We start from the raw sequence: 21,465 nt of genomic DNA, 5'->3' as shown, positions 1-21,465 counted from the left end.
CTCGCAACGAAAGAGCCTGTAGCTAGGATGGGGCAAGAAAGCAGGGGGGAGCCCTATCCGATGGACTCGATCTCGACATGGCCGCGAGCGGCGTGGATCGCCCTCGGTGTGCTGCTGCTCGCAGCGCTCGTCGGCTGGGGGGTGGTGGTCGAGCGCAACAGCCGCCTCGGCGAGATGCAAAGGACGCTGGCCGCGACCCAGGACCAGCTCAAGGCGCGCGAGCAGCGCATCGCCGAGCTCGAGGCCACGCTCACGGCGGAGCGCCAGGCCGCGGGCGATCTCGCCGCGATCACCCGACGCCTCGATACCGCGCGCAACGAGCTGAGCCAGAGCGAGAGCCGCGCCCGCGAGCTGCAGGATGCGCAAAAAGCCGCCGAGCAGCAGGTCTCGGGCCTGAGGCAGGCGGCAGCCGACGCCGAGCAGCGGCTGGACGCGCTGAAGGCACAGCTCGACCAGGCGCAGCAGGATCTCGCGGCCCGGCAGCAGGAGATCAAGGCGGCCGAGACCGCGAGCGCCCGCGCCAAGGAGCTCGAGGCAAGGGCGACCGAGCTCGCCGCGAGCGTGGCGGCGGCCGAGCAGCGCCTGCAGTCGCTCACGAGCGACATCGGCACGGCCGAGGGCGAGCTCGCCAAGCGCCGCTCCGCGCTCGAGGAGGCGACCGCCAGGCTGGAGCAGGCCGACAAGGCGGCCGAGGAGACGGCGGGCCGGACCCGTGGCCTCGAGAGCCGGGCGACCGAGCTCACGGCCGCCGTGTCGGGCACCGAGGCGCGCCTCGCCCAGCTCACCCAGGAAGCGGCCGCGGCCGAGGCCGAGCTGCAGAAGCGGCGCTCGGCCCTGGATCAGGCCAAGAGCGAGCTCGAGCAGGCGACCGCGAATCGCGACCGGATCAACGCCGAGCTGCAGGCGCTGCAGCAGCGCATGACCGAGCTCACGAGCGCCGCGGGCGAGGCGGAGGCGCGTCTCAACAAGCTGCACGCCGACGCCGGCACCGCCGAGGCGGAGCTCGCGGCACGGCAGACCGCGCTGCAGGAGGCGCAGAGCCGGCTCGACCAGCTCGGGCGCGCCGCCGAGCAGGCCCAGGCCAGGGTCTCGGGCCTCGAGGCGCAGGCTGCGAAGCTCGAGCAGAGCGTCAGGGACGCGCAGCAGCAGCTCCGAGAGACCGCCACGAATCCGCCGGTAGCCGCGCCCGAATCGTCCACCCCACAACAGGGGGCGCCCGCCCCGCAATAGACGCGGGCGGCGAGCCATGGAATGCTGCCGATCGCGAGCGGCGACGGCGGCATCCGCTCTACATCGTCCTGCGGGCAGTCCGGGTTCGGTCGGCACGGGCCGGGTCACGAGCGGCCCGCGCCCGCCCCGCATCGTCCGATCGCCCTTGCCGTCCGCGATCCGCTCCGGCATGGAGCTGGATCGGACTGCCCGTGGGGCAGACCGTCACCGAAGGAAGCTTGCATGATCGTCACCACCACGGGCGAGATCCAGGGCCGGCCCGTCGTCGAGTATTACGGCCTCGTCAGCGGCGAGGCGATCCTGGGTGCCAACGTGTTCCGCGACTTCTTCGCCTCCATTCGCGACGTGGTCGGCGGCCGCTCCGGGGCGTACGAGCGCGTGCTGAAGAGCGCCCGCGACCGTGCGGTCGAGGACATGGTCGAGGAGGCCAAGGCGCTCGGCGCCAATGCCGTGATCGGAGTCGATCTCGATTACGAGGTCGTCGGCAAGGAGGGCAGCATGCTGATGGTCTCGGCCAGCGGTACGGCGGTAAAACTCGGCTGAGCCCGGCGCGCTCTGCGCCTCGCGCATGGCAGGGCTGCGGCACGATGTCCGCCCCGAAGCTGGTGTTTCCCGAATGAGCGCCCCTACATCTCGGACTTGAGCTCCCTCTTCGCTCGGGCCCGCTATGGCAACCGTCGTTCCCAGCTTCCGGCACGATGCCCGGATCATCGGCGTCGTGGGCGTCGCCCATGGCGGCAGCCATTTCTTCCAGCTCGTCCTGCCGCCCTTGTTCCCGCTGCTCAAGGCGAGCTTCGGCGTGAGCTACGTCGAGCTCGGCCTCTTGATGTCGGTGTTCTACGCGACCTCGGGCTTGTGCCAGACGCCGGCCGGATTCGTGGTCGACCGGATCGGTGCCGCGCGCGTGCTCGCCGGCGGCCTCGCCTTTCTCGGCGCCGGCGCCATCCTCGCGAGCCTCGCCCCGAGCTGGGCCATGCTCCTACCCGCCGCCGTCCTCATGGGGCTCGGCAACAGCGTGTTCCATCCGGCCGACTACGCGATCCTCGGTCATCACGTGGCCCAGAACCGGATGGCGCGCGCGTTCAGCATCCATACGGTGGGCGGCACGGTGGGATGGGCGCTCGCCCCCGTCCTCGTCGCCTCCCTCGCCGCCGCCACATCGTGGCGGGCGGCTCTGCTCGCGAGTGGTGCCATCGGCCTGGTACTCACGGCCCTCGTCCTCTCCCACCGCAGCCTGCTCGAGACCCCGGCGCACCGCACGCCGGAAGGTGTCGGCGCCGGCGCCGCGCTCGTGGGCCATCTCAGAGTGTTCACCGCCCTGCCGATCGTCTTGTGCTTCGCCTTCTTCGCCCTGCAGTCGACCGCGCTCGTGGCGCTCCAGAGCTTCATGCCGCTCTCGCTGACGAAGCTCTACGGCCTGCCCATGGTGGTGGCGACCGCCTCCGTGACCGCCTTCATGGCCGGCAGTGCGGCCGGCACCATGGCAGGCGGGGTCCTTGCCGACCGGAGCGGCCGGCATCAACGCATCATCCTGGGTGGCCTGGCGCTGGCCGCGCTCGTCCTGCTCCTCGTCGGCCGGGTGGCCATGCCACCGCTCGTGCTCCTCGTCATGGTGACGCTCGCCGGCGCTCTCAGCGGCCTCACCACGCCGTCGCGCGACATGCTGGTGCGCTCGGCAGCCCCCAAGGGCGCTTCGGGCAAGGTGTTCGGCTTCGTCTATTCCGGGCTCGATCTCGGCGCCACCTTGAGCCCGGCCCTGATCGGCACGCTGCTCGACGCCGGCCGACCGGCTGCCGTGTTCGCGACCGCCGCTGCCGTGATGACCTTGAGCATTCTCACTGCCGTCTCGATCTCGCCGCGTCGCCCGCAGCCGGCGGCAGCAGGCGGCTGAGCCCGCCTCGAGGCCCATGACCGGGGTTTGTGCGTCCGGTCACAGATTGCTCCGCCCAAAGCTGGGATAGTCTGCAGGACTATCGGCCATTCGAAGATGGAAGCGGGACATGGCGATATGTGACGGGGCTCGGCTCGGCTACGTCCGTCCAGGCGATCACCTTGCCGCTTGGCTGGTTGTAGCCGGGCTGTTCCTTCTGCTGCTGCTCTCCTGAGGCAGGCGGAACCGGACCGGCGGACGCGGAGCGATGGCCCCGGCCTGCGGTCCGGCCCTCCGGCACGGTTTGCACTTTTTCCGGGAAGACGAGGCGCGCGCGCTGCGCTAAGCGGCCCCTGTCACGGTGGGAGCAGCGCCTTGTCGTTCTTTCAGATTCTCCTCCTGTTCGTCGCCGGGTTCGCTGGTGGCACGGTCAACGCCATCGCCGGCGGAGCCACCTTCTTCACCTTCCCTGCCATGCTGGCCGTAGGCATTCCGCCCGTCACGGCCAACGCCTCCAACACCACGGCCCTCGTCCCGGCGAGCCTGGTCGCGGCCTGGGCGCAGCGCCGCGATCTCGCCGACATCGAGCGCATGCTGCCGATCCTCGGCCTGTTCGGCCTCGCCGGCGGAGCTGCGGGTGCTGTGCTCCTGCTCGTGACCAGTGATCGCGCCTTCATGGTGCTGGTGCCGTTCCTGCTGCTCGTGGCGACCCTCCTGTTCGCCTTCAGCCCGCGCATCCTGACGGCCGTGCGCGCACGCCACGCGACTCACCAGGGCGGCCTGCGCCTCTCGCCGGGCGTGGTCCTGCTGCTCCTGGCCGTCATGATCTATGGCGGCTATTTCGGCGCCGGGCTCGGCATCATGCTGCTGGCCGGGCTCGCCATCGCCGGACTCGAGGAGCTGAGGGTCGCGAACGCGGTCAAGAACGGCGTCTCGGCGCTGGTGAACGGCGTGGCGGTGGCGATCTTCATTTTCCAGGGCGTGGTGGTCTGGCCCGCAGCGCTCACCATGATGGCGGGTGCCGCGCTCGGCGGCTTCGCCGGGGCGCGGATCGCACGCCGCCTGCCGCAGCGCATCTTCCGGATCATCGTCATCGGGGTGGGTGCGCTGCTCACGGTCTGGTATTTCCTGAAGCTGTGATCTGCCAGGAAGCGCCCATGACCGTCCCGTTCGCCAGCGGCACACCCGCGGCTGCCTGCGATGTCCTCGCCCCCGACGGCTCGGAGATCCGCCTCCTGCCCCAGGTGAGGGGCGGCAGCATGGTCCATTGCACGCTGCCGCCCGGGGGCGTCTCGCTCGCCGTCACCCACCGCACCGTCGACGAGCTCTGGTACGTGCTCGAGGGCGAGGGCGAGCTCTGGCGCCGCCAGGGCGAGCACGAGGCGGTGGTGCCGCTCCTGCCCGGCACGGCGCACTCGATCCCCCTGGGTACCCGCTTCCAGTTCCGCAACGTCGGCACCGAGCCGCTGCGGCTCGTCATCGTCACCATGCCGCCCTGGCCCGGCATGGACGAAGCGGTGCGGGTCGAGGACCATTGGCCCACGGACAGCGCCTGAAGCTCTGGCGATTCCGCCGAACGCTCGCTATGTCAGGCCCTCCGATAGCCGAGGAGGGAGCGACTCGTCATGGTGGCAGCGGTCCACGTGATCGGCGGCGGGCTCGCCGGAAGCGAGGCCGCCTGGCAACTGGCCCGTCGCGGCGTGCCGGTGATCCTGCACGAGATGCGGCCGGTGCGGGCCACGGATGCGCATAAAACCGACCGGCTCGCCGAGCTCGTCTGCTCGAACTCGTTCCGCTCGGACGACGCCATGGGCAACGCCGTCGGCCTTCTGCACGAGGAGATGCGCCGGCTGGGCTCGCTCGTGATGGCGATGGGCGACCGGCACAAGCTGCCGGCGGGCGGTGCGCTCGCCGTCGATCGCGAGGCGTTCGCCACCGCGGTGACCCGGACCCTCGAGGACGAGCCGCTCGTCACCATCCGGCGCGAGGAGGTGACGGCACTCCCGCCCGCCGATTGGGGCCTTGCCATCGTCGCGACCGGCCCCCTCACCTCGCCGGCGCTGGCCGAGGACATCCGCAGGAAGGGCGGCGAGGAGCATCTCGCCTTCTTCGACGCCATCGCCCCCATCGTCCATCGCGAGACCATCGACATGGAGGTGGCCTGGTTCCAGTCGCGCTACGACAAGGCGGGTCCGGGCGGCGGCGGGGCCGACTACATCAACTGTCCTTTGGATCGCGAGCAGTACGAGGCCTTTGTCGACGCTCTCCTTTCGGCCGAGAAGGCCGAGTTCAAGGACTGGGAGAAGTCGACCCCCTACTTCGAAGGCTGCCTGCCGATCGAGGTCATGGCCGAGCGCGGCCGCGACACGCTGCGCTTCGGACCGATGAAGCCCGTGGGCCTCACCGACCCGCGCACCGGCCGCCGGCCTTGGGCCGTGGTCCAGCTCCGCCAGGACAACGCGCTCGGCACGCTGTTCAACATGGTGGGCTTCCAGACCAAGCTGCGCCACGGCGAGCAGGTGCGGGTGTTCCGGATGATCCCCGGCCTCGAGCATGCCCAGTTCGCGCGCCTCGGCGGCCTGCACCGCAACACCTTCATCAACAGCCCGCGCCTTCTGGACGGCACCTTGCGCCTCAAAGCCGCACCCCACATCCGCTTCGCGGGCCAGGTCACGGGCTGCGAGGGCTATGTCGAGAGCGCCGCCGTGGGTCTCCTGGCAGGGCTGTTCACGGCGGCGCAAGCGCGCGGCGAGCGGCCGATGCCGCCGCCGCCCGAGACCGCGCACGGCGCGCTGCTCGCACACATCACCGGTGGCGCGGATGCCGCCACCTTCCAGCCCATGAACGTCAATTTCGGCCTGTTCCCGCCGCCTCCGGAGGGCACGCCCAGGCACGAGCGCAAGCCGGCACTCGCGCGCCGGGCGCTCGCGGCGCTGGATGCCTGGTCTCTTGCCTGTGGAAATCCCAGGATGGCTGCTTGCCAATCGGCTGAAAATGACTAGTAATGCGCGAACTACCGAATGCATGATCCGGCTCGCGCCGAGCTACAAGATCTTGTGGACACAATCGATGACGAACAAGCGCGCGCCGGTCGCGGGGCAGCGCGCGCAGGACGAGGTGGTCAGGTGGGAACAGTGGCCGTGACCAGGGCGTCAGGCGAGGTGCGCCAGCTTCCGTTTCAAGTGCGAGGCTCGCTGCAGACCATGCTTGCGCTTCGTCTGCTCGCACCGGACAGTCCCGACTTCTTTCCACTTCTGGTCGACAAGGTGGCGCACTCGCCGGACTTCTTCCGCCATGCGCCGGTGGTGCTCGATGTCGGCCCGCTCGCGGCTTCTTCACCCATTGACCTCGCTGCCTTCGTCGAGCGGCTGCGGGAGCATCGGCTCACACCGGTCGGTATCCAGAACGGCTCGCCGGCCTGGAACGAGGCGGCGCTGGCGGCAGGGCTCGCCGTCTTCGGTGCGGGCAGCCAGCCCAGGGAGGCAGCACCTCCCGAAGGACCGCCGGCGGCTCCCCGGCGGCCGGCGGCGACGGCAGCCGTGCCTCGCCGCGCGCCGGCGCTCGTCGTGCGCGAGCCCGTGCGCGGCGGTCAGCAGATCACGACCGAGGGTGATCTCGTGGTTTTGGCCTCGGTCAGCCCCGGCGCGGAACTCGCCGCAACCGGGCACATCCATGTCTACGGCACGCTGCGCGGGCGCGCTTTCGCCGGGATCGAGGGCGACGAGAGTGCTCTGATCTTCTGCGACCAGCTCGAGGCCGAACTGATCTCGATCGCAGGTGTGCATCTCGTCAACGAGGAGATCGAGCCGAGGCTCCTGCGCAAGCGCGCACGCGTGGCGCTGGAGCACGAGCGGCTGGTCATCCATGCCGCATCGTGAGCGGACAAGAGCAGCGGGATCCAGGGGCCGGTTCGAGGAGGGTGATTTGGCAAAGGTTATCGTGGTCACGTCGGGCAAAGGCGGGGTCGGCAAGACCACTTCGGCTGCCGCCATCGGCACGGGCCTGGCGCTCCAGGGCAAGAAGACGGTCGTCATCGACTTCGACGTGGGGCTGCGCAACCTCGATCTCGTCATGGGCTGCGAGCGGCGCGTCGTGTTCGACTTCATCAACGTCATCAACGACGGCATCCGCCTGCACCAGGCCTTGATCAAGGACAAGCGGGTCGAGAATCTCTACATCCTCCCGACCTCGCAGACCCGCGACAAGGACGCGCTCCACCGCGAGGGCGTCGAGAAGGCACTCGAGGAGCTGCGACAGGACTTCGACTATATCATCTGCGACAGCCCGGCCGGGATCGAGAAGGGCGCGCAGATGGCGCTCTACTTCGCCGACGAGGCCATCGTCGTCACCAACCCGGAAGTCTCCTCGGTCCGCGACAGCGACCGGATCATCGGCATCCTCAACAGCAAGTCGCGCCGCGCCGAGCTGGGCCAGGAGCCGATTAGGCAGCACCTCCTGCTCACCCGTTACGATGTCGAGCGGGTGCAGAAGGGCGAGATGCTGAAGCTCGAGGACGTGCTCGAAATCCTGGCGATCCCGCTCCTGGGCGTGATCCCGCAGGACGAGGCCGTGCTCCAGGCCTCCAACATCGGCATGCCGGTCGTGCTCGACGAGCGCTCGACCGCCGGGCAGGCCTACATGGATGCGGTTCGCCGCCTCATGGGCGAGCAGCTCGAGCTGCGCTTCGTCGCCCCGCCCAAGCGCGGCTTCATGCAATGGCTCCTGCGGAGAAGCGCGTGAGACTGCTGGAATTCCTGAAGCTCAGCCGTCGCCCGCCGTCGGCGGAGACGGCGAAGCAGCGGCTGCAGGTGATCATCGCCCACGAGCGCACGGCGGGGCCGGCCTACGATTTCCTGCCGCTGCTGCAGCGCGAGCTGCTCGAGGTCATCCGCAAATATGTCGAGGTCGACCCGAACAAGGTGAAGGTCGACATCGACAAGGGCGAGAGCATCTCGGTGCTCGAGGTCAACATCGAGCTGCCGCCGGGTCTGCCGCGCAGCCAGCTCGTCTGACGAGGCTGCAGGAAGCCTGCGGGCGAGCCGCGTCAGGCCGCGATCGTCGCCCGAACCAGCCGGCGCAGGAAGCGGTCGCAGCTTGCTAGCTGCTCGAGCTCGATGAACTCGTCCGGCTTGTGCGCGACCCCGATGTCGCCGGGGCCGCAGACGACGGTCGGGATGCCGCGCGCGGCGAAGCAGCCGCCTTCCGTGCCGAAGGCGACCCTGACCGGCTCCGCCGTGCCGGTGAGCTCGCGGCAGAGTCGCGCGAACGGACTGTCGCCGGCCGGGACGAGCCCGGGATAGGACAGCACCTCCTCGAACGCGATCCCGGCCTCGGGTGCCCGCTCGCGCAAGCCGGGCAGCACCTCCCTTGCCGCGAAGGCCTCGACCGCCCGCACGAAGCGCAGCGGATCCTCGTCCGGCAGGGTCCGGAACTCGAACTCGAAGCTGCAGCGCTCGGGCACGATGTTGAGCTGCGAGCCGCCTTCGATCCGCCCCACGCCTGCCGTGTGATGCGGCGGGTCGAACCCTGCCATGAACGGCCCCTCCTGTGCGAAGCGCTCGCCCATGGCAGCGATCTCGCCGACGAGGCGCGCGGCGGCGATCACGGCGTTCGCCCCGAGCTGCGGCAGCGCCGAGTGCGCCGCCCGACCCGTGACGGTGCAGCGATAGCCGGCCTTCCCCTTGTGCCCGTCGACGAGGCGCATCATCGTCGGCTCGCCGACGAGGCAGGCTCGTGGCCGCGGCAGCGCCTCCAGCATGGCATCGATCAGCCGCGGCACGCCCTTGCACCCTACCTCCTCGTCGTAGGAGAAAGCGAGGATGACGGGCTTTGCGAGCCTCGCGCGGGCGAGCTCGGGCACGAGCGCCAGCACGCAGGCGAGAAAGCCCTTCATGTCGGCGGCACCCCGCCCGTAGACGCGCCCGTCCCTGACCACGGCATCGAACGGATCGTGGCTCCAGGCCTGCCCTGCTACCGGCACCACGTCGGTATGGCCCGAGAGCACGATGCCGGGCCGATCCTGCGGCCCGATCACCGCCCACAAATTCGCCTTCTCGCCGCTGTCGTTCGGCACCAGCCGGCTCTCGATCCCACAAGCGGCCAAATGCTCGCGCACGAAGCCGACGAGCTCCAGGTTCGAGCGGAAGCTCTGGGTATCGAACGCGATCAGACGGCGCAGGAGATCGGCGCTGGACGTGGTCGGCATCGGCTGGGTGGTCCCTTGCTGCCGGGGAACATAGGTCGCAGCCCCCTGCCTGTCACCCGCGCCGGAAGCGGAAGGAGGGTGCGCACTCCTTCCCGGGCCTGCTTCCCGGGGACACCCTCACCATCCCTCGTCTTCCCTCGGATCGTGACGAGCGTGACCCGCGTCTCCGCCAGCGGAAGGCGCGGGACACCGCACACCCGTCGGCTTCGGAGGCTCAGCCCGCCTTCCCGCCGGTGAGCGCTCGGATCTCGTCCTCGGTCATGCCCAGCCGCTCCTGCAGCACCTCCACCGTATGCTGCCCGAGGAGCGGCGGGGCCAGCTCGTAGCGGGGCGGAGTGCGCGAGAGGCGGATCGGGCAGGCGGTGCCGGGAGCCGTGCCCCCGCTCGCGTGCGGCAGCTCCACCTTCAGGCCGCGCGCCACCGCCTGCGGGTCGGCGAAGGCGCGATCCAGCGTGTTGATCGGGCCGCAAGGCACGCCCGCCGCGTCGAGGGCCGCGAGCCACCAGTCGAGCGGCCGCTGCGCGATCAGCTCGGCCACGCGCGGGGTCAGCAGCGCGCGGTGGCGCACCCGGCCGGCGTTGGTGGAAAAGCGCGGGTCGTCGGCGAGCCCGGGAGCGCCCGCGATCTCGCAGAACCTGCGGAACTGGCCGTCGTTGCCGACGGCGAGGATCATCCAACCGTCGGCCGTCCTGAACGCCTCGTAGGGGACGATGTTGGGGTGCGCGTTGCCGAGGCGGCCGGGTGCCCGGCCGCCGACGAGGTAGTTCGCGGCCTGGTTGGCGAGCGCTGCCAGGGTGACGTCGAACAGCGCCATGTCGACGTGCTGGCCCTCGCCGGTCCGGTCGCGGTGCGCCAGAGCGGCCAAGATGCCGATCACGGCGTAGAGCCCGGTCATGATGTCGGAGACCGCCACCCCGACCTTGACCGGGCCGCCGCCCGGCACGTCGTCGGGCAGGCCGGTGATGCTCATGAGCCCGGCCATGCCCTGGATCATGAAGTCGTAGCCGGCCTGGGTCGCGCGCGGGCCCTCCTGGCCGAAGCCGGTGATCGAGCAGTAGACGAGATCGGGCTTGACCACGCGTAAAGAGTCGTAGTCGAGGCCGTATTTCCTGAGACCATCGACCTTGAAGTTCTCGATGACCACATCGGACTGCGCCGCGAGCTTGCGGACGATCTCGGCTCCCTTCGGGTCGGCGATGTCGAGCGCCACCGAGCGCTTGTTGCGATTGGTGGAGAGGAAGTAGGCGGCATCACCCGTCTCCCGCCCCTCCCCGTCCTTGAGGAACGGCGGGCCCCAGCCGCGCGTGTCATCGCCGCGGACGGGGTGCTCGACCTTGATCACGTCGGCCCCGAGATCGCCCAGGATCTGTCCGGCCCAGGGGCCGGCGAGCACCCGGCTGAGGTCGAGGACCTTGAGATGTGCGAGCGGTCCCGCCATGGCTCCTGCCTTCAGAAGAACGCCTGCAGCCCGGTCTGGGCGCGGCCGAGAATCAGGGTGTGGATGTCGTAGGTGCCCTCGTAGGTGTTGACGGTCTCGAGGTTCGCCATGTGGCGGAAGACCTGGAACTCCTCCGAAATGCCGTTGCCGCCGTGCATGTCGCGCGCCGCTCGTGCGATCGCGAGCGCCTTGCCGCAATTGTTGCGCTTGATGAACGAGATCATCTCGGGTGCTGCCCGGCCCTCGTCCATGAGCCGGCCGACCCGCAAGGCCGCCTGGAGCCCGAGCCCGATCTCGGTCTGCATGTCGGCGAGCTTCTTCTGGAAGAGCTGGGTCTGTGCCAGCGGCCGGCCGAACTGCTTCCTGTCGAGCCCATACTGGCGGGCGGCGTGCCAGCAGAACTCGGCGGCCCCCATCACCCCCCAGGCGATGCCGTAGCGCGCCTTGTTGAGGCAGCCGAAGGGGCCTTTCAGGCCCTCGGCGCCGGGCAGCAGGTTCTCCTCGGGCACGAACACCCGGTCCATGACGATCTCGCCCGTGATCGAGGCCCGTAAGCTGAGCTTGCCTTCGATCCTGGGCGTCGTGAACCCCTCCATGCCGCGCTCCAGGACGAAGCCGCGGATGGCACCGTCGTGGGCCGCCGACTTCGCCCAGACCACGGCGATGTCGGCGATCGGGCTGTTCGTGATCCACATCTTCGTGCCGGTGAGGCAGTAGCCGCCGTCGACCTTCTCCGCCCGGGTGCGCATTCCGGCCGGATCGGAACCGGCGTCGGGCTCGGTGAGGCCGAAGCAGCCGACGAGCTCGCCTTTGGCGAGCTTCGGGAGATATTTCCGGCGCTGCGCTTCCGAGCCGTAGGCGAAGATGGGGTGCATGACGAGCGAGGACTGCACGCTCATGGCCGAGCGGTAGCCGGAATCGACCCGCTCGACCTCGCGCGCGATCAGGCCGTAGGCCACGTGGCTCAAGCCCGCGCAGCCGTACTGCTCGGGGAGCGTGCAGCCCAAGAGCCCGAGCTCGCCCATCTCGGTCAGGATCGCGCGGTCGAAGCGCTCCTCGCGGAAGGCGGCGATCACCCTGGGCTGGAGCTTTTCCTGGCAGTAGGCCCGCGCGGTGTCGCGGACCATGCGCTCCTCCTCGGTGAGCTGGTCTTCGAGGAGCAGCGGGTCGTCCCAGACGAAGTCGGGCTTGCTCATGGGATCGCTCGTCTCAGGCGGCGGCGTGGAGCTTGGCGATCGAGGCCTCGAGCGCGGCCTCGAGGATGGCGAGGCCTTCGTCGACCTGCTCCCAGGGCGTGGTCAGCGGAGCCAGGATGCGGATGACGTTGGCGCGCGTGCCACAGGAGAGGAGGACGAGGCCGCGCTCTTGCGCTTCCGCGACCAGGGCCGCGGTCAGGGTCGGGTCGGGCGCCTTGCTGGCCCGGTCCTGCACGAGCTCCATCGCCACCATCGCACCCAGCCCGCGCACGTCGCCGATGCACTCGAAGCCCTGCCGGCGTGCCAGCTCCTCGAGGCGCCCGGTCATGCGCGCGCCCATCTCGAGCGCACGGGCGCACAAATTCTCCTCCTCGATCACGTCGAGGACGGCGTTGGCGGCGGCGACGGCCAGAGGATTGCCGCCATAGGTACCGCCCAAGCCGCCGGGCTGGGCCGCGTCCATGAGATCGGCGCGGCCGGTGACGGCGGCGAGCGGGAAGCCGCCGGCGAGGCCCTTCGCCATGGTGATCAGGTCGGGGACCACGCCTGCGTGCTGAATCGCGAACATCTTGCCGGTGCGCGCCATGCCGGCCTGGATCTCGTCGGAGATCAGCAGGATGCCGTGCTGGTCGGCGATGCGGCGCAGAGCCTGGAGGAACTCGGGCGGGGCCACGTTGAAGCCGCCCTCGCCCTGGACGGGCTCGACGATGAGCGCCGCCACTCGCGCCGGGTCGACGTCGGCCGCGAGCAGTCGCTCGAGGCCGGCAAGGGCGTCCTCGACCGAGATGCCGTGATAGGGGTGTGGAAACGGCGCGTGGTAGACCTCGGCCGGGAACGGGCCGAAGCCCTTCTTGTAGGGCACCACCTTGCCGGTGAGCGCCATCCCCATCATGGTCCGGCCGTGGAAGGCGCCCGAGAATGCTATGACGGCCGAGCGGCCGGTGGCGGCGCGCGCGATCTTGACGGCGTTCTCGACGGCTTCCGCACCCGTGGTGACCAGCATGGTCTTCTTGGGGGCATCGCCCGGAGCGAGCGCGTTCAGACGTTCGGCGAGGCGGATATAACCCTCGAACGGACCGACATGGAAGCAGGTGTGGGTGAAGGCCTCTGCCTGCTCGGCCACCGCCGCCATGACCTTCGGGTGGCGGTGGCCGGTGTTGAGCACGGCGATGCCGGCCGCGAAGTCGATGTAGCGGCGTCCGTCCACGTCCCAGAGCAGGGCGTTCTCGGCCCGGGCGACGTAGAGCGACTTCGTGGCGACGCCCGCCGCCACCGCACGGCCCTGACGCTCGCGGAGAGCGGCGGACTGGCTCATGGGATGTCTCCAGAGTTTGCTCAAAATTCTGAGCGAAAGCGATAGCATTGCTCGAAATTCTGGTCAAGCCCGTGCGCGATCTGCTAGAACCATGGTCGGGCCAGCGTGGGGACGGCGGATGTGAGCGACCTGAGTGAAGCGGAGTTCGATGTCGGTGCGCGGCTGCGCGAGGTGCGGCTGGCGGCCGGGCTGACGCAGCGGCAGCTCGCCGAGCGCGCGGGCGTGCCGCACGGCCAGATCTCGATGATCGAGCAGAACAAGAGCAGTCCTTCGGTAGCGTCCTTGCGCAAGATCCTGAGCGGGGTGCCGATGACGATGGGCGAGTTCTTCGAACCGGAGCGGCGCCATCCCGACAAGGTGTTCTTCACACCCGCAGAGCTGCTCGATCTCACCTCGCGGCTCTACAAGGCGGAAGGAATCGAGCCCAGGGGGCGGATGACGCTGCGTCAGGTGGGCGATGCGCGGGCACACAACCTGCAGATCCTGCACGAGCACTACGAGCCGGGGGCCGACACCGGCGAGACCATGCTCGAGCACGTGGCGCACGAGGGCGGGATCGTGATCGCGGGCGAGATCGAGATCACGGTGGGGGACCGGCGCCAGATCCTTAAGGCCGGCGACGCCTATCTGTTCGACAGCCGCCTCCCCCACCGCTTCCGCAACGTGAGCGACCGCCCGGCCGAGGTGATCTCGGCCTGTTCGCCGCCCTATCTTTGAGGCTTACGCCGTCTCGCTGCCGAGCCGGACGTGCCGGGGCGACATCGCCGTCCCGGCACGTCCGGCTTGACCGGCTTTCCGTCAGCTCCTATCCGGCCTCGTCCGGTCGCGACACCTTTCGTGGAGCCCGATGCGCGTCGACCTGTTCGACTTCGACCTCCCACCCGAGCGGATCGCCCAGGAGCCCGTGGAGCCGCGCGATGCCGCGCGCCTGCTCCTCGTGGACGAGGGCCCCTTGCGCGAGGCCGTGGTCCGCGACCTGCCGGGCCTGCTGCGTCCGGGCGACCTCCTCGTCCTCAACGACACCCGCGTCCTGCCGACCCGCTTCTTCGGCCGGCGCGGCGCGGTGCCGGTCGAGGTCACGCTCGTCGAGCGCATCGACGATGACGCCTGGTGGGCCTTGGCCCGTCCCGGCAAGCGGCTCCGCCCCGGCGACCGGGTCGATCTCGCCCCGGAGCTTACGGCCGAGGTCGTCGCCAAGGACGAGGAAGGCAGGGTGCATCTGCGCTTCCCGCTTCTTCGGGGCGAGGCTCTGCTCGCCGCCATGCGCGCGCACGGCGCCATGCCGCTCCCGCCCTATATCCGCCGCCCCAGAGGGGGCGACCCCCGCGACCGCGCCCTCTATCAGACCGTCTTCGCCCGCCGCGACGGTGCCGTCGCGGCACCCACGGCCTCGCTCCACCTCACCGAGGAACTCCTGGCCCGCCTCGCGGCCGCCGGCATCGAGCGCACCTTCGTCACCCTGCACGTGGGCGCGGGCACCTTCGCTCCGGTCAAGGCCGAGGACACCGAGAGCCACAGGATGCACGCCGAATGGTGCGAGGTACCCGAGGCTGCGGCGGCCGCCATCGCCGCGGCCCGTGCCCGCGGCGGCCGCATCGTCTCGGTCGGCACCACCGTCCTGCGCACGCTCGAGAGCCTGGCCGCGCCGGACGGCACGGTGCGTCCCGGCAGCGGCGAGACGCGTCTGTTCATCACCCCCGGCTATCGTTTCCGCGTGGTCGACCTTCTCCTCACCAACTTCCACCTGCCGCGCAGCACGCTGTTCATGCTGGTCTGCGCCTTCTCCGGCCTCGAGCGCATGCGCGCCGCTTATGCCCATGCGATCGCCGAGGGCTTCCGTTTCTTCAGCTACGGCGATGCCTGCCTTCTGACCCGAGCGCACGATCCCGCATGACCGACTTCCGCTTCGAGCTCCTCGCCGAGGACGGCCCCGCCCGCCGCGGCCGGATCTTCACCGCGTTCGGCACCATCGAGACCCCGGCCTTCATGCCGGTCGGCACCGCCGCTACCGTCAAGGCCATGACCAACGAGATGGTCGAGGCCACCGGTGCCGAGATCATCCTCGGCAACACCTACCACCTCATGCTCCGCCCCGGTGCGGAACGCATCGGCCGTCTCGGCGGGCTGCACCGCTTCATGGGCTGGCAGAAGCCGATCCTGACCGATTCCGGCGGCTTTCAGGTCATGTCGCTGGCCGAGCGCCGCAAGCTCACCGAGCGCGGCGTGGTGTTCAGCTCGCATCTCGACGGCAGCCGCCACGAGCTGACTCCCGAGCGCTCGGTCGAGATCCAGCACCTCCTCGATGCCACCGTCACCATGGTACTCGACGAGTGCATCGCCCTACCGGCGCCGCCACGGGAGGTCGCCCGCGCCATGGAGCTCTCCTTGCGCTGGGCCGAGCGCTCCAAGCGCGCCTTCGTCCGGCGCGCGGGCTATGGCCTGTTCGGCATCGTCCAGGGCGGCACCGATCCCGAGCTGCGCCGACGCTCGGCCGAGGGCCTGGTCGAGATCGGCTTCGACGGCTACGCCGTGGGCGGGCTCGCGGTCGGCGAGCCACAAGAGCTCATGTTCGCGACGCTCGAAGCCACCTGCCCGCTACTGCCGGCCGGCCGGCCACGCTACCTCATGGGGGTGGGCAAGCCCGCCGACATCGTGGGTGCCGTCGCCCGCGGCATCGACATGTTCGATTGCGTGCTTCCCACCCGCTCCGGCCGCACCGGCCAGGCCTTCACCCGCCGCGGTCCCGTCAACCTCAAGAACGCCCGCCACGCCGACGATCCGCGGCCTTTGGACGAGACCTCCGACTGCCCGGCCGCGCGCGACTATTCCCGCGCTTATCTCCATCACCTCGTCAGGTCGGGCGAGATCCTGGGTGCCGTGCTGCTCACCTGGAACAATCTCTGGTACTACCAGGATCTCATGCGGAACCTGCGCACGGCGATCGCGGCAGGCCGGCTCGCCGAGTTCGTCGCCCGGTTCGAGGCGGAGCAAGCCATGGGGGACCTCGAGCCCTGGTCCGGCTGAGGCCTCGTGCGCTCGGCAGACCGGCACGACCTCGGTCGGCGCGCCAGCGCACGGCATGCGCCGGCACCTGGGAAACGGTCGGGTGGATGGCGGTGGGGAGCTCCGAAGCGGGCACGGCCGGCAGGTGGCGAAGGGACGCGGTGCGCCGGATCGCGCCCGGCTGCGCCACGGACACGCCCGAGCCCGTCCGTCCGATCGTCCTGCCATCCAACGTCTCGGCGCTTGACGTCCGCATCAGCGGGGTCATTATGCCGCCCGTCGCGAGCGGGCGCTTAGCTCAATTGGCAGAGCAGCTGACTTTTAATCAGCGGGTTCAGGGTTCGAGTCCCTGAGCGCCCACCAGACAAATCAACGGCTTATATAGGCGCAAATTTTCGGGATCGGCGATCGGGTAAGCACCGGGCAAGCAAGGCGAGGCGCTTTCGGTTTTGCCCGCCTGCCGCAAGCCGTTGTAGAGGGACAAATCACCGCCCTGCGGGACCAGGCCGGATCAACCGGGATCTCCTGGGATAAGCCTTTGCCATATCAGCAAAAATTGGTGCGGGCCGCCGGACGGCCGATGCCAATCTATTTCGGACTTCTGCAGTCGGCAAGCCGAACTCCGAATCGTGAGCCAGCAATCATCGCGTTCCTATTTCGGAGCTGATTCGGAGTTCGTGGGCGATTCGGACTTCCGGAAAACCCAGCATCCGCGCGGCTTTCGGCCTCTATTTCACAGCCGGAAATGTGGCTATGCCATTTCGCTTCTAAGGCGAGCGCAAACGCCGCTCCAAGCGCTTTTGGCGCATCGCCCGCCGAAATCTAGGATTGTGGTCTTGCGCCGCCCGGTGGCCCGCGGCCGCCCCGGCGCTCAGTCGAACAGGCCGGGCTGGCCGTCGTCCTCGCCGGTGCGGCGAAGCGCGGCACGGGCGCGATGCACGCTGCGGATGTGGTAGCCCGTGCGGGCGGCGATCTGGTTCGCCGAGCCACCTTCCAGGACCGCCCGCGCCAAAGCGATGGCCCGCTGGCGCACGCCCGCCAGCGGGCCCAAGGGAATCTCGACGTGGCCCGGGCCCAAGAGCCGGACCACTGCCTCGGCGAGCTCGCGGCCGAGCTCGCGCTCGAGGGCGTGGCCCGGCGGCAGGCTGAGCGGCACGAACAGCTTGCGGCCGCCATAGGCGGCGGCCAGGCGCAGCGCCTCGGCGTCGCCGAGCGCGTCGGCGATGAGCTGCAGGGTCGCAGGCCAGCTCACCCGGCTCACGCCAGCGCGATCCCCTCGCGCACGCGCCAGCCTTTGAGCGCCTCGACCACCTGCGCCGCCTGGTTGGAGGCGAGCCATTGCACGGCGTCCACCCCGGTCTGGCGCTTGACGAAGCGGTCGAGCGCCCGGTCGGAGCGGTCGCGGAGCACGCCGGCTTTGCCCAGCTCGGCCCACAGCACCACGATCTTGCGCTGCAGGGGATTGAGCTTGCGTTTGGGCCGTACGCCGAATCCGAGCCGGCGCAGCGCGTCCACGACCAGGTCGAGCTGCTCGAGGTCGAGCTCGGCCGAGCTGCCCTTGCCAGTGACCCGGCGCAGCAGCAGGCGGTACTCGCCATCGCCCAGCCCGAGCCGGCGCTTGCCGGCGTGGATCAGCGCGATCCGCCGCGATCTCGGGTCGACTTTGCCTCGACTTGCGCTCGACTTGCGCACGGGCGCGCCGGCCCTGGTCGCGGCGTCAGCCATGGCCGGCCGCCCCCGCGAGCAGCGTCCGGCGCATCTCGGCCATGCGCTCGACCTGGCCAGGAAGGTCGCGCACGAGCTCGGCTACGAACCGGGCCCGCTCGCGCGCGGGCTCGATTGCGGCGAGCCCCGCCACCACCGCCCCCATCACCAGCGCGAACGCCTCCTGGCCGCGGCCGCCGGCCTCGGCCTGCTCGAGGATGGCGCCGAGCCGGTCGGCGAGCTCCCGGCACTCGGCGCTCTCGTACCAGCCACCCGTCGTCATCGCCGGACCTCGATCCGGATCTCGCGGCAGCCGAGCGCCCGGCGGATGTCGCCGAGCCAGCGGCTGCGCACATGATCGGCCTGGAAGCGGGACGGGGCGGTGACCGTGGCCCTCCCGGCCTCGATCGCCACCTCGAGCGGGGCGATGAAGTGGCGGTACTCGGCCTCGGCGAGGTGCCGGAAGGCCTCCTTGAGCGTAGCGGAATGCGGGTTGAGCGGCATGGCGGGCTCGGGCTCCGGGAGCGGCAAAGGCTGAGGGATGGCGAGGTAGTCCTCGTAGCGGCGCTGGTAGAGCCAGGTGCGGGCGTGCGGCACGAACGCGGCCGCGATGCCCTTGCAGGCGCACTCGGCGGCGAAGGTTTCGGCCGCCGCCACCAGCCGCTCCGGCTCGGCGCCGCCGGCGACGAGCCGGGCGAAGACCTGCCGGGCTTGGGCCTTGGGGTTGGGGCTCCGGGCGGGGTAGGCCTGCCAGAAGCGCTCGAAGGCGGCCGCCACCACGGGCGGCACAGCCTCGGCCTCGAGTGGGCGCAGCGTCATGGCGCGCCCCCGAGCGGGCTGCGGCAGGGAGCCGGGCGGCGACGCTGGCGCGAGCCGCGGCCTGCGCCAGCAAGGAAAGCCGCCGCCGCCGCGAGCGCCTCGCCTGCGGTGGGCTCGGTCGCGGTGCGGAGCAGACCGGTGCTGGCGAGGTAGGCGCACCACTGGCAGCCGTGTCGGCCGACGGCGACCCACGCCAGGAAGGAGACACCATCGATCGTCGTGGCGGAGGTCGTCATGGCACCCACCGAGCCTCCCAGGCGCGCCTTGATGGCCTCGGCCTCGAGCCGGCGCACGAGCTTGCGCACGCCGGCCTCGGGCACGCCGCAGACGGCGCCCCAGGCGACGAGGAAGGTCAAGCTGTGCTCGCGCACGGCGGCGAGCGTGTCCTTGATATCGGCCTGACGCATGGCCTCGGCGCCGTCGCTCGCCCGCCAGCGCGGGTAGAGGCGGTCCCAGGCGCTCTCGACGAAGCCGACCACGGCTCGGGCCTGCTCGACGAAAAGGAGACGCGGCTCGGTCATGACACCCACCACAGGATCAGGGTGATCAGCAGTGCCCAGAGGGCGGCCGAGGCCAGCAGCATGCCCCACACCGCCAGCGGCAGGGGCAGCCTGCGGTCGGAGGGGGCGCTCATGGCCGTGCCTCCGGCAGGACGGCGCCGATCGCGCGGGCCTTGGCGACCATCTCGGCCGCCGCCACCCCTCACCACCGCGAGCGAGGCCACGAGAGCCCATGCTGACCCCCTGGGACATCGACGTCATGGCGCGCACGCTCTACGGCGAGGCGCGCGGCGAGCCCGACGAGGGCAAGGTGGCGGTCGCGCACGTGATCCGCACCCGCTGGCTCAAGGGGCCGCTGCGCACCGCGCTCGCCGCGGTCTGCCTCAAGCCCCGGCAGTTCTCCTGTTGGGACGACGGCAACCGCGCGGCGATGGCCGTGGTCGATCTCGAGAGCCCGCAGTTCCTGCGTTGCATGGCGATCGCCTGGGGTGTGATCGCCGGCATCATCCCGGACAACACCGGCGGCGCCGACCACTACCTCAACCCCAAGGCCCTCGAGCGCCTGCCCGCCTGGTACGACCCCAAGAAGGTCACCGCCCGACACGGCGCCCACGAGTTCCTGAGGCTGGCATGAGCTACGCCAGCCAGGCCGACCTCGAGCGGCGCTACGGGGTTGCCCAGCTCCTGCAGATCGCCGACCGCGACGACGACCAGGCGATCGACGCCGCCGTGGTGGCCCAGGCGCTCGACGATGCCGACGCCATCGTCAACGCCTACCTCGCCGGGCGCTACGAGCTGCCGCTCCCGACCACGCCGCCGCTGCTCCTAGCGCTCGCCTGCGACATCGCCTTCTACAAGCTCCACCCCGGCGCCCAGCCCGAGGACGTGCGGCGGCGCTACGAGGATGCGCTCGCCACGCTCAAGGACCTCGCCGCCGGCAAGGCCGAGCTCGACCTCGCGGGCGGCGCCCCGGCTGCGGCCCCGGCGGGCGAGGCCGCCTTCGCTGGCCCCGAGCGGGTGTTCTCCCGCGCTTCCTTGCGGGGCCTGTGATGAGCGGCGCCGGCTTCGAGATCCGGGTCGAGGATGCCGAGGTCCGTGCAGCGCTCGGCCGGTTGCTCGAGCTCGGCCAGGACCTCGGGCCCGTCATGGACGAGATCGGCCGCACGCTGGTCAAGAACACCCAGCTCCGGTTCGAGGACCAGCGCGGCCCGGACGGGAGTGCGTGGCTGCCGTCGCTGCGGGCGCGGCTCCAGGGCGGGCAGACGCTCAAGGACACCGGCCGCCTGGTCGCCTCGATCACCCACGTCGCCACGGGCGACCGGGTCGAGATCGGCACCAACGTGCTCTATGCGGCGCTCCACCAGTTCGGCGGCACGATCCGGGCCAAGCAGGCGCCTTATCTCCGCTTCCGGCTCGCCGACGGCACACCGATCGCCGTCAAGGAGGTGACCATCCCGGCCCGGCCGTTCCTCGGCCTCGGCGACGACGATCGCGAGGACATCCTCGCCATCGTCGCCCACCAGCTGCGGGAGGCGGCAGGCGCATGATCGAAGCCGTCGTCGCCCGCCTCCGCGACCAGGCCACGGCCTTGCGGCGCGTGCAGCCCACGACCGATCTCGCCGCCATCATCAAGCAGGGCGACCGCACCATGCTGCCCTGCGCGCACGTCTACCTCGCGAGCGATCAGGCGGCCCCGAATCGGCTCGCCACGGCCGCCGTCTCGCAGAAGGTGACCCGGCGCTTCGCCGTGCTGCTCGGGGTCGCCGCCACCGGCGCCGACCGCGAGGCCGGCGTGATCGACCAGCTCGAGCCCACCGTCGCCGTCGTCCGCGCCGCCCTGGTCGGCTGGGTGCCGCCCGAGGCGGCCCAACCCTGCACGCTGGTGCGGGGCGCCTTCGTCGACGTCGTCGTCGGCATCGCCTGGTGGGTCGAGGGGTACGCCACGTCTTTCTACCAGTGGAGCGTGTGATGGCCCCACCGGGCACCCACTATATCGTCGACCCGGCCACGGGGGAGGTCACCCCGCTCGCGGGCGGCAGCTACGTCGTCGACCCCGAGACCGGCGAGGTGCGGCGGATCGCCTGGACCGAGCCGCCGGCCTACGCCGCGGGCGGGCCGCGCGACCGGAGCGGCCCGCCGGACGACCCCGCGCCGGCCGGGGGCGGTCCGGGCGAGGAGGGCTGAG

The 21,465-nt window shown here is 70.6% G+C and carries 26 protein-coding genes and 1 tRNA gene; 18 read left to right on the top strand and 9 right to left on the bottom strand.

Annotated elements, in window-relative coordinates; all coding sequences use genetic code 11:
* Nucleotides 1-60: 60 nt before the first annotated feature.
* The 9 genes from U1T56_RS07035 (at nt 61) to minE (ending at nt 8,112) form a co-directional block, all read left to right on the top strand.
* Nucleotides 61-1,230 carry a tropomyosin gene (locus tag U1T56_RS07035; protein WP_418158740.1) on the top strand — a complete coding sequence of 390 codons (1,170 nt, stop codon included), beginning with the start codon at nt 61-63 and terminating at the stop codon, nt 1,228-1,230.
* 222 nt (nt 1,231-1,452) lie between these two features.
* Complete coding sequence (locus U1T56_RS07030; RefSeq protein ID WP_418158739.1) at nt 1,453-1,773, top strand: heavy metal-binding domain-containing protein; 321 nt, start codon at nt 1,453-1,455, stop codon at nt 1,771-1,773.
* Between the two features lie 124 nt (nt 1,774-1,897).
* On the top strand, nt 1,898-3,121 hold the full coding sequence (locus tag U1T56_RS07025; RefSeq protein WP_418158738.1) for an MFS transporter: 1,224 nt from the start codon (nt 1,898-1,900) through the stop codon (nt 3,119-3,121).
* A gap of 354 nt (nt 3,122-3,475) precedes the next feature.
* Entirely contained in the window at nt 3,476-4,240 is a 765-nt protein-coding gene (locus tag U1T56_RS07020; protein ID WP_418158737.1) for a sulfite exporter TauE/SafE family protein, read from the top strand.
* Nucleotides 4,241-4,257: 17 nt separating this feature from the next.
* Complete coding sequence (locus tag U1T56_RS07015) at nt 4,258-4,656, top strand: cupin domain-containing protein (protein ID WP_418158736.1); 399 nt, start codon at nt 4,258-4,260, stop codon at nt 4,654-4,656.
* A 69-nt stretch (nt 4,657-4,725) separates the two neighbouring features.
* Nucleotides 4,726-6,102, top strand: a complete 1,377-nt coding sequence (trmFO, locus tag U1T56_RS07010) for a methylenetetrahydrofolate--tRNA-(uracil(54)-C(5))-methyltransferase (FADH(2)-oxidizing) TrmFO (RefSeq protein WP_418158735.1) — start codon at nt 4,726-4,728, stop codon at nt 6,100-6,102.
* A 138-nt stretch (nt 6,103-6,240) separates the two neighbouring features.
* A complete protein-coding gene (gene minC, locus U1T56_RS07005; protein ID WP_418158734.1) occupies nt 6,241-6,978 on the top strand; it encodes a septum site-determining protein MinC in 738 nt (245 codons plus the stop codon).
* A 46-nt stretch (nt 6,979-7,024) separates the two neighbouring features.
* A complete protein-coding gene (gene minD / locus U1T56_RS07000) occupies nt 7,025-7,840 on the top strand; it encodes a septum site-determining protein MinD (RefSeq protein ID WP_418158733.1) in 816 nt (271 codons plus the stop codon).
* Nucleotides 7,837-8,112 (top strand): cell division topological specificity factor MinE, encoded by a 276-nt coding sequence (minE, locus tag U1T56_RS06995; RefSeq protein ID WP_418158732.1) that lies wholly within the window; start codon nt 7,837-7,839, stop codon nt 8,110-8,112. Before minD ends, minE begins: the two co-directional genes overlap by 4 nt.
* 32 nt (nt 8,113-8,144) lie before the next feature.
* On the opposite strand, the gene argE is transcribed toward minE, so the two are convergent.
* The 4 genes from argE to gabT all read right to left on the bottom strand — a co-directional run bounded on the left by argE (nt 8,145) and on the right by gabT (nt 13,254).
* Nucleotides 8,145-9,305, bottom strand: a complete 1,161-nt coding sequence (gene argE / locus U1T56_RS06990; protein WP_418158731.1) for an acetylornithine deacetylase — start codon at nt 9,303-9,305, stop codon at nt 8,145-8,147.
* Nucleotides 9,306-9,519: 214 nt separating this feature from the next.
* A complete protein-coding gene (locus U1T56_RS06985; RefSeq protein ID WP_418158730.1) occupies nt 9,520-10,743 on the bottom strand; it encodes a CaiB/BaiF CoA transferase family protein in 1,224 nt (407 codons plus the stop codon).
* A gap of 11 nt (nt 10,744-10,754) precedes the next feature.
* Nucleotides 10,755-11,939 carry an acyl-CoA dehydrogenase gene (locus U1T56_RS06980; RefSeq protein ID WP_418158729.1) on the bottom strand — a complete coding sequence of 395 codons (1,185 nt, stop codon included), beginning with the start codon at nt 11,937-11,939 and terminating at the stop codon, nt 10,755-10,757.
* Between the two features lie 13 nt (nt 11,940-11,952).
* Nucleotides 11,953-13,254, bottom strand: coding sequence for a 4-aminobutyrate--2-oxoglutarate transaminase (gene gabT / locus U1T56_RS06975; RefSeq protein ID WP_418158728.1), 1,302 nt, complete (start codon nt 13,252-13,254; stop codon nt 11,953-11,955).
* Between the two features lie 120 nt (nt 13,255-13,374).
* Here gabT and U1T56_RS06970 point away from each other — a divergent pair, with 120 nt between their 5' ends.
* The 4 genes from U1T56_RS06970 (at nt 13,375) to U1T56_RS06955 (ending at nt 16,620) form a co-directional block, all read left to right on the top strand.
* A complete protein-coding gene (locus tag U1T56_RS06970) occupies nt 13,375-13,971 on the top strand; it encodes a cupin domain-containing protein (protein ID WP_418158727.1) in 597 nt (198 codons plus the stop codon).
* A gap of 130 nt (nt 13,972-14,101) precedes the next feature.
* Entirely contained in the window at nt 14,102-15,148 is a 1,047-nt protein-coding gene (queA, locus tag U1T56_RS06965) for a tRNA preQ1(34) S-adenosylmethionine ribosyltransferase-isomerase QueA (protein ID WP_418158726.1), read from the top strand.
* Complete coding sequence (tgt, locus tag U1T56_RS06960; protein WP_418158725.1) at nt 15,145-16,278, top strand: tRNA guanosine(34) transglycosylase Tgt; 1,134 nt, start codon at nt 15,145-15,147, stop codon at nt 16,276-16,278. Before queA ends, tgt begins: the two co-directional genes overlap by 4 nt.
* A 266-nt stretch (nt 16,279-16,544) precedes the next feature.
* Nucleotides 16,545-16,620 (top strand) — tRNA-Lys (locus U1T56_RS06955).
* Between the two features lie 508 nt (nt 16,621-17,128).
* Here U1T56_RS06955 and U1T56_RS06950 read toward each other — a convergent pair.
* Genes U1T56_RS06950 through U1T56_RS06930 form a run of 5 tightly spaced genes read right to left on the bottom strand, consistent with a single transcriptional unit; the run spans nt 17,129 to nt 19,301 of the window.
* Complete coding sequence (locus tag U1T56_RS06950) at nt 17,129-17,518, bottom strand: hypothetical protein (RefSeq protein WP_418158724.1); 390 nt, start codon at nt 17,516-17,518, stop codon at nt 17,129-17,131.
* Entirely contained in the window at nt 17,515-17,982 is a 468-nt protein-coding gene (locus tag U1T56_RS06945; RefSeq protein ID WP_418158723.1) for a gp16 family protein, read from the bottom strand. Before U1T56_RS06945 ends, U1T56_RS06950 begins: the two co-directional genes overlap by 4 nt.
* Nucleotides 17,975-18,244, bottom strand: coding sequence for a hypothetical protein (locus U1T56_RS06940; RefSeq protein ID WP_418158722.1), 270 nt, complete (start codon nt 18,242-18,244; stop codon nt 17,975-17,977). The genes U1T56_RS06945 and U1T56_RS06940 overlap by 8 nt, the downstream gene beginning before the upstream one ends.
* Nucleotides 18,241-18,780: a DnaA N-terminal domain-containing protein gene (locus tag U1T56_RS06935; protein WP_418158721.1), complete on the bottom strand. Its 540-nt coding sequence runs from the start codon at nt 18,778-18,780 to the stop codon at nt 18,241-18,243. The genes U1T56_RS06940 and U1T56_RS06935 overlap by 4 nt, the downstream gene beginning before the upstream one ends.
* On the bottom strand, nt 18,777-19,301 hold the full coding sequence (locus U1T56_RS06930) for a hypothetical protein (RefSeq protein ID WP_418158720.1): 525 nt from the start codon (nt 19,299-19,301) through the stop codon (nt 18,777-18,779). Before U1T56_RS06930 ends, U1T56_RS06935 begins: the two co-directional genes overlap by 4 nt.
* 211 nt (nt 19,302-19,512) lie before the next feature.
* Here U1T56_RS06930 and U1T56_RS06925 point away from each other — a divergent pair, with 211 nt between their 5' ends.
* Genes U1T56_RS06925 through U1T56_RS06905 form a run of 5 tightly spaced genes read left to right on the top strand, consistent with a single transcriptional unit; the run spans nt 19,513 to nt 21,464 of the window.
* Nucleotides 19,513-19,914, top strand: coding sequence for a cell wall hydrolase (locus U1T56_RS06925; protein WP_418158719.1), 402 nt, complete (start codon nt 19,513-19,515; stop codon nt 19,912-19,914).
* Nucleotides 19,911-20,330 carry a gp436 family protein gene (locus tag U1T56_RS06920; protein ID WP_418158718.1) on the top strand — a complete coding sequence of 140 codons (420 nt, stop codon included), beginning with the start codon at nt 19,911-19,913 and terminating at the stop codon, nt 20,328-20,330. The genes U1T56_RS06925 and U1T56_RS06920 overlap by 4 nt, the downstream gene beginning before the upstream one ends.
* Nucleotides 20,330-20,827, top strand: coding sequence for a phage virion morphogenesis protein (locus U1T56_RS06915; protein WP_418158717.1), 498 nt, complete (start codon nt 20,330-20,332; stop codon nt 20,825-20,827). The genes U1T56_RS06920 and U1T56_RS06915 overlap by 1 nt, the downstream gene beginning before the upstream one ends.
* The gene (locus U1T56_RS06910) at nt 20,824-21,249 is read left to right on the top strand and encodes a phage tail terminator protein (RefSeq protein ID WP_418158716.1); all 426 of its coding nucleotides are present in this window, start codon (nt 20,824-20,826) and stop codon (nt 21,247-21,249) included. Before U1T56_RS06915 ends, U1T56_RS06910 begins: the two co-directional genes overlap by 4 nt.
* Nucleotides 21,249-21,464: a hypothetical protein gene (locus tag U1T56_RS06905; protein ID WP_418158715.1), complete on the top strand. Its 216-nt coding sequence runs from the start codon at nt 21,249-21,251 to the stop codon at nt 21,462-21,464. The genes U1T56_RS06910 and U1T56_RS06905 overlap by 1 nt, the downstream gene beginning before the upstream one ends.
* The last annotated feature ends 1 nt before the right edge of the window (nt 21,465 follow it).

It is taken from the genome of Benzoatithermus flavus (genome assembly GCF_037908215.1).
In the GTDB taxonomy this organism is placed as follows: domain Bacteria; phylum Pseudomonadota; class Alphaproteobacteria; order Geminicoccales; family Geminicoccaceae; genus Benzoatithermus; species Benzoatithermus flavus.
This window is presented reverse-complemented; position numbering and strand designations above follow the sequence as displayed.

Excerpts from the sequence above, each read along its gene's own strand:
- U1T56_RS06985 (WP_418158730.1), bottom strand. The coding sequence starts at position 10,743 with ATGGCGGGACCGCTCGCACATCTCAAGGTCCTCGACCTCAGCCGGGTG.
- U1T56_RS07035 (WP_418158740.1), top strand. The coding sequence starts at position 61 with ATGGACTCGATCTCGACATGGCCGCGAGCGGCGTGGATCGCCCTCGGT.
- argE (WP_418158731.1), bottom strand. The coding sequence starts at position 9,305 with ATGCCGACCACGTCCAGCGCCGATCTCCTGCGCCGTCTGATCGCGTTC.
- trmFO (WP_418158735.1), top strand. The coding sequence starts at position 4,726 with ATGGTGGCAGCGGTCCACGTGATCGGCGGCGGGCTCGCCGGAAGCGAG.
- gabT (WP_418158728.1), bottom strand. The coding sequence starts at position 13,254 with ATGAGCCAGTCCGCCGCTCTCCGCGAGCGTCAGGGCCGTGCGGTGGCG.
- U1T56_RS07030 (WP_418158739.1), top strand. The coding sequence starts at position 1,453 with ATGATCGTCACCACCACGGGCGAGATCCAGGGCCGGCCCGTCGTCGAG.
- U1T56_RS06915 (WP_418158717.1), top strand. The coding sequence starts at position 20,330 with ATGAGCGGCGCCGGCTTCGAGATCCGGGTCGAGGATGCCGAGGTCCGT.
- queA (WP_418158726.1), top strand. The coding sequence starts at position 14,102 with ATGCGCGTCGACCTGTTCGACTTCGACCTCCCACCCGAGCGGATCGCC.
- U1T56_RS06940 (WP_418158722.1), bottom strand. The coding sequence starts at position 18,244 with ATGACGACGGGTGGCTGGTACGAGAGCGCCGAGTGCCGGGAGCTCGCC.
- U1T56_RS07025 (WP_418158738.1), top strand. The coding sequence starts at position 1,898 with ATGGCAACCGTCGTTCCCAGCTTCCGGCACGATGCCCGGATCATCGGC.
- U1T56_RS06930 (WP_418158720.1), bottom strand. The coding sequence starts at position 19,301 with ATGACCGAGCCGCGTCTCCTTTTCGTCGAGCAGGCCCGAGCCGTGGTC.
- U1T56_RS06910 (WP_418158716.1), top strand. The coding sequence starts at position 20,824 with ATGATCGAAGCCGTCGTCGCCCGCCTCCGCGACCAGGCCACGGCCTTG.
- U1T56_RS07015 (WP_418158736.1), top strand. The coding sequence starts at position 4,258 with ATGACCGTCCCGTTCGCCAGCGGCACACCCGCGGCTGCCTGCGATGTC.
- tgt (WP_418158725.1), top strand. The coding sequence starts at position 15,145 with ATGACCGACTTCCGCTTCGAGCTCCTCGCCGAGGACGGCCCCGCCCGC.
- U1T56_RS06905 (WP_418158715.1), top strand. The coding sequence starts at position 21,249 with ATGGCCCCACCGGGCACCCACTATATCGTCGACCCGGCCACGGGGGAG.
- U1T56_RS06980 (WP_418158729.1), bottom strand. The coding sequence starts at position 11,939 with ATGAGCAAGCCCGACTTCGTCTGGGACGACCCGCTGCTCCTCGAAGAC.
- U1T56_RS06920 (WP_418158718.1), top strand. The coding sequence starts at position 19,911 with ATGAGCTACGCCAGCCAGGCCGACCTCGAGCGGCGCTACGGGGTTGCC.
- U1T56_RS06935 (WP_418158721.1), bottom strand. The coding sequence starts at position 18,780 with ATGACGCTGCGCCCACTCGAGGCCGAGGCTGTGCCGCCCGTGGTGGCG.
- U1T56_RS06925 (WP_418158719.1), top strand. The coding sequence starts at position 19,513 with ATGCTGACCCCCTGGGACATCGACGTCATGGCGCGCACGCTCTACGGC.
- U1T56_RS06945 (WP_418158723.1), bottom strand. The coding sequence starts at position 17,982 with ATGGCTGACGCCGCGACCAGGGCCGGCGCGCCCGTGCGCAAGTCGAGC.